This is a genomic window from Intestinibacter sp., from assembly GCF_051866655.1.
Lineage (GTDB): Bacteria > Bacillota > Clostridia > Peptostreptococcales > Peptostreptococcaceae > Intestinibacter.
Map to the genome: position 1 here is coordinate 1 of NZ_JBJDXL010000156.1, position 5576 is coordinate 5576.

Consider the following 5576-nt stretch of genomic DNA (forward strand, 5'->3'; position numbering starts at 1 on the left):
GTAGAAGGTCTAATGCTAGAAGAAAGTATTATGAAAAATATTTCTCTAGCAAATCTTGGAAGAATTTCTAAAAATGGAGTTATACAAAAGAAAGAAGAACAAGATTTAGTAAAAAGAGGAATAGAAGAATTAAAAATAAAATGCTTTGGACCACAACATGAATGCAATAACTTAAGTGGTGGTAATCAACAAAAGGTAGTATTTGCAAAATGGATTTATACAGATCCAAAGGTATTAATATTAGATGAACCTACAAGAGGTGTAGATATAGGGGCTAAGAAAGAAATTTACAATATCATCAATGAACTTGCAGCAAAAGGAGTAGCTATCATTATGGTATCTTCAGAACTTCCAGAGGTTTTAGGTATGTCTGATAGAGTTATGGTAGTAAGTGAAGGAAAAATAACAGGTATTATAAATAAAGAAGATGCAAATCAAGAAAATGTCATGATTTTGGCAACAGGAGGAGATCTAAATGGAAAATAATAAATTAATAAACCGCGTGCAAGACTTGGGGGCGCTTATAGCTTTAGTTCTTTTAGTAGTAGTTATAAGTTTTATAAGTCCAGAATTTAGAACAGTAGATAACTTTTTATCTTTACTTAGACAATCTTCTATAAATGGATTGATTGCTTTTGGTATGACTTGTGTTATCTTAACTGGAGGAATAGATTTATCAGTTGGTTCAGTTTTAGCGTTAACTACAGCAATTTGTGCTAGTTTAATAGTTAATGGAACACCAGTAGCTTTAGCTATGATAATAGCTCTTGTAATAGGTGTTGTGTTTGGTGCAATAAGTGGTATATTTGTAACAAAAGGACGTTTACAACCATTCATAGCTACATTGATTACAATGACAGTATTCCGTGGAGCAACTATGATATTCATGGATGGAAAACCAATTTCAAACTTAGGAAGTAGCTTCCTATTAAAATTCTTAGGAAAAGGAGCTATATTAGGAATTCCACTACCAGTTATATTATTCATAGTAATTTTCGCAATATTTATGTTTGTATTAGAAAAAACTACATTTGGACGTAGAATATACGCTACAGGTAGTAACTGGAAATCAGCTAAATTAGCAGGTGTTAATATAGATCGTACAAAAATAGCTGCATATGCAATTTCTGGATTGATGTCAGCTATGGCAGGTTTAATACTTTTATCTCGTCTTAATTCAGCACAACCTACTCTAGGTAGTGGATACGAACTAGATGCAATCGCAGCAGTTGCACTTGGTGGCGTTAGTATGAATGGTGGACGCGGAAGAATATGGGGAACATTTGTAGGTGTTCTAATAATAGCAGTATTAAACAATGGTTTAAATATATTAGGTGTATCTTCTTACTATCAAGATGTAGTAAAAGGTATAGTTATATTAATAGCAGTATTATCAGACCGTAAACGTTAATCAAAGTCTATAAAAAAATTATTAAAAATATACAGGGGGTAAAGGTTATGAAAATCAAAAAATTAGTTGCTCTTGCAGCAGCGGCAGTATTATCGTTTTCTTTAATAGGTTGTAGTGTAGAAGGTGAAGGATCTACTTCAGGAAGCTCAGCAGAAGCTGTAGGAAATGGAAGTGTAGGATTCTCTGTATCTACATTAAACAATCCATTCTTCGTAACATTAAGTGAAGGTGCAAAAGAAAAAGCTAAAGAAGCAGATGTAGAATTAATAGTAGTAGATGCTGGTGATGATGCAGCAAAACAAACAAGTGACATTGAAGATTTAATATCAAAAAACATAAGTGTTTTAATAGTAAATCCAGTTGACTCTGATGCAGTTGCACCAGCAGTAGAAGATGCAATAGCTAAAGGTATAAAGGTTATATCTGTAGACCGTGCAGTAAATGGTGTAGATGTAGATTGTGCAATAGCTTCTGACAACGTTGCAGGTGCTAAAATGGCAACTGAATACTTAGTTGAATTAGTTGGTGAAGGTGCAAAGGTTGCTGAATTAGAAGGTGTTTCTGGTGCTAGTGCTACTATAGATCGTGGAGCTGGATTCCATGAAGTAGCAGATGAAAAATTAGATGTTGTAACTAAACAAACTGCTAACTTCAACCGTTCTGAAGGTATGACTGTTATGGAAAATATGCTTCAATCTAATTCAGATATAAAAGGTGTATTTGCTCATAATGATGAAATGGCTCTTGGTGCAGTAGAAGCTATAGGTGGTAAAGATATAGTAGTAGTTGGATTTGATGCAACTGACGATGCTTTAACAGCAATAAAAGATGGTAAAATGGCTGCAACAGTAGCTCAAAAACCTGACCTTATGGGACAAACTGCAGTAGAAACTGCTGTTAAGCTTATAAATGGTGAAGGTGTAGAAAAAACTATACCAGTAGAAGTTGAACTTATAAAAGAATAATTAAAATTAAAAACCAATGTAATTTCCTAAAATAAACCTAAAGATGACTGCGGCAATATTGTCGCAGTTTTTTTTAGATTTTTTTAATTAACCACAGAAAAACATATGTACTGTGAATATATCAATTTGATAGAACGTTGAAAAATAGGGATTTATAGACTTATCAACAAAGTTATCCACATTATACACAGGGTTTGTGCACAATTTAATTCACATTTAGACAAAATATTTTATTGTGTAAATTTATATTGAAAAAATATATAAAAAAAAATTAAAAATTAAAAGGATATTTAAAACTAATGGAGAATATAATATAAAACATAAAAAATTTATCATAATAGTGAAGTACATAAATATGAACCTATGAACTTTACGTAGTGAAGGGAGCTGTTCTTATGAAAATATTAATAACAGGAAAGAAAATAGAACTTACAGATGGTATCAAAGGGGCTGTAGAAGACAAATTAGGTAAATTAGACCGTTATCTTCATGAAGACACAGAAGTAAAGGTTACTGTAAGTGCTAGAAAAGCAAAACAAAAAATAGAAGTAACAATAATCCCTATAAATGGACCTATAATAAGAGCTGAAGATAGTGAAGAAAACCTATACGCAGCAATTGACGTTGTTTATGATAAACTTAATAAACAATTAAGAAGATACAAAAACAAATTAAAAGGAAAATATCAAGCTAAAGGACAAGAAAGTATTAGATTCCAAAATATTGAAACTGATGCTAGTGAAGAACAAAGCGGTGAATTCGATATAGTTATTGAAAGACATAAAAAATTCGATATGAAACCAATGAGTCCAGAAGAAGCTGTATTACAAATGGAATTAATAGGACATGATTTCTATATGTTTAGAAATATAGACACAGATGAAATTTCAACTGTTTATAAACGTGAAAATGGCGGTTATGGATTAATTGAACATGAATAGTAGTCTTGCTAGATAAATTAATGAAAGTTTGAGTATTACAAGCTATCGATAAGAAATTATCGATAGCTTTTTTAAGTTAAAATTAAATTTAGTATATTAAAATAGCATAGATTTTATGTTAATGTTAAAATATAATACTGTAAATAAAAAGGAAAGGAGTAGATGAAATGGTAGAAGCTTTATTGATTGTTATTATAATATTATTGGTTGTAAATATTTATATAACAATTAAACCTAAAAGTGTAGATATGGATCCTATTCAAAGAAATATGGAGCAAAAGCTGATTTCAGTGGAAAAGGCACTTAGAGAAGAATTCACAATAAATAGAGAAGAATCTAGAAAAAATGAGCAATCGAATAGAACAGAAATAGGTAGCTCTATTGAAAAATTAAGTTCTTCTATATTATCGAATATGATTGATTTATCTAACCTACAAAAAAATCAATTTGATACCTATTCAAGAACTATGGAGAGAACATTAGATGCATTTAATTACAATTTGAGAGCTAGTATAGATGATTTAACTAAATTACAAAATGAAAAATTCACAGAGCTTACAAAGGCAACTGAGGATAATCTAGAGAAGATGAGAGTTACAGTAGATGAAAAGCTTCAAAGTACTCTAGAAAAAAGACTTGGAGAATCCTTTAAAATGGTAAGCGAGAGACTTGAAGAAGTACATAAAGGCCTTGGTGAAATGCAAAACCTAGCAGCTGGAGTAGGCGATTTGAAGAAGGTACTTTCAAATACGAAGACTAGAGGTGTGTTAGGAGAAGTACAGCTAGAGAGAATATTAGAACAATTTTTATCTCCAGAGCAGTATGAAAAGAATGTAATAACTAAAAAGGGTTCTAGAGAAACTGTAGAATTTGCTATAAAGCTTCCAGGCAAAGACTATGATAACGAAATGATATACCTACCACTAGATGCAAAATTTCCGTTAGAAGTGTATAATAAATTATTGGATGCATACGATAGTCAGAATCAGGCAGCTATTGATATAGCATCTAAGAATTTAGAGAAATTTATAAAAAAATCGGCTAAGGATATAAGAGATAAATATATAGACCCACCTAACACGACTGATTTTGGATTGATGTTCTTGCCTACAGAGGGGATTTACGCAGAGGTTCTTAAAAATCAAAGCTTAGTTGAGCTTGTACAGAGAGATTATAAAGTAAATATAACAGGGCCTACTACATTAGTTGCGCTTTTAAATAGCTTGCAAATGGGATTTAGAAGTCTAGCTATAGAAAAGCACTCGAGTGAAGTTTGGAAGATACTAGGTGCGGTGAAAACTGAGTTTTCTAAATTTGAAACGGTTCTTAATTCGGCACAAAATAAATTAAACCAAGCGAGCTCAGAGATAGATAAGCTTGTAGGAACTAGAACTAGACAGATCAATAGAAAACTGAAAAGTGTAGATAAACTGAGTTTTGAGGACACAGGAATTTATCTACCAGAGGATTATGATGAAACAGAATAAAATGAATTAAAATAGTATTAAATTTAACAAATGAGTCAATATTTAATATTAAATATTAAAATTTTATGTTAAAATGTATAATAGTATAATTTATGCAATGAGGAGAGATGCGAAACTATGGGTTTTTTAGATAACTTATTCAACATGGCTGACAGAAAAGAATTAAAAGCATTTGGAAAAATAGCAGACAAAATAGACGCTATGGAACCACAATTCGAAGCCATGACTAATAAAGAATTAAAAAGTATGACAAATACCTTTAAAGAAAGATTAGCTAAAGGTGAAACATTAGATGACATACTACCAGAAGCTTTTGCTACCGTTAGAGAAGCTTCTAAGAGAGTCTTAGGATTAAGACACTACAAGGTACAGCTTATAGGGGGGATGGTTTTACATCAAGGTAGAATCGCCGAAATGAAAACAGGTGAAGGTAAAACATTAGTTGCTACATTACCTGTATATCTTAATGCCCTTGAAGGTAAAGGTGTACACGTTGTTACAGTAAATGATTACTTAGCAAAACGTGATAAAGAAGATATGGGTAAAATTTACGAATTCCTAGGACTTACTGTAGGAGTTATAGTTCATGGACAAACTCCTGAAGTAAGAAGAAAACAATACGAATGTGATATCACATACGGAACTAACAACGAATACGGATTTGACTACTTAAAGGACAACATGGTAATTCACAAAGAACAAAGAGTTCAAAGAGAATTAAACTACGCTATCGTCGATGAAGTTGACTCAATCTTAATAGATGAAGCTAGAA

6 protein-coding genes are annotated in these 5576 nt (G+C 31.6%); all 6 read left to right on the forward strand.

Features of this window, described 5'->3' with window-relative positions; all coding sequences use genetic code 11:
• The coding region (locus ACI3VO_RS04515) for an ATP-binding cassette domain-containing protein (RefSeq protein WP_439756778.1) at positions 1-486 on the forward strand (486 nt) is incomplete at its 5' end.
• On the forward strand, positions 476-1411 hold the full coding sequence (locus ACI3VO_RS04520; RefSeq protein ID WP_439756779.1) for an ABC transporter permease: 936 nt from the start codon (positions 476-478) through the stop codon (positions 1409-1411). The genes ACI3VO_RS04515 and ACI3VO_RS04520, both read left to right, overlap by 11 nt.
• Positions 1412-1458: 47 nt before the next feature.
• Positions 1459-2376, forward strand: a complete 918-nt coding sequence (locus tag ACI3VO_RS04525; RefSeq protein WP_439756780.1) for a D-ribose ABC transporter substrate-binding protein — start codon at positions 1459-1461, stop codon at positions 2374-2376.
• Between the two features lie 395 nt (positions 2377-2771).
• The gene (gene hpf / locus ACI3VO_RS04530) at positions 2772-3317 is read left to right on the forward strand and encodes a ribosome hibernation-promoting factor, HPF/YfiA family (RefSeq protein WP_439756781.1); all 546 of its coding nucleotides are present in this window, start codon (positions 2772-2774) and stop codon (positions 3315-3317) included.
• A 167-nt stretch (positions 3318-3484) separates the two neighbouring features.
• On the forward strand, positions 3485-4804 hold the full coding sequence (locus tag ACI3VO_RS04535) for a DNA recombination protein RmuC (protein WP_439756782.1): 1320 nt from the start codon (positions 3485-3487) through the stop codon (positions 4802-4804).
• Positions 4805-4921: 117 nt separating this feature from the next.
• The coding region (locus ACI3VO_RS04540; RefSeq protein ID WP_439756783.1) for a DEAD/DEAH box helicase at positions 4922-5576 on the forward strand (655 nt) is incomplete at its 3' end.

Excerpts from the sequence above, each read along its gene's own strand:
- ACI3VO_RS04520 (WP_439756779.1), top strand. The coding sequence starts at position 476 with ATGGAAAATAATAAATTAATAAACCGCGTGCAAGACTTGGGGGCGCTT.
- ACI3VO_RS04525 (WP_439756780.1), top strand. The coding sequence starts at position 1,459 with ATGAAAATCAAAAAATTAGTTGCTCTTGCAGCAGCGGCAGTATTATCG.
- hpf (WP_439756781.1), top strand. The coding sequence starts at position 2,772 with ATGAAAATATTAATAACAGGAAAGAAAATAGAACTTACAGATGGTATC.
- ACI3VO_RS04535 (WP_439756782.1), top strand. The coding sequence starts at position 3,485 with ATGGTAGAAGCTTTATTGATTGTTATTATAATATTATTGGTTGTAAAT.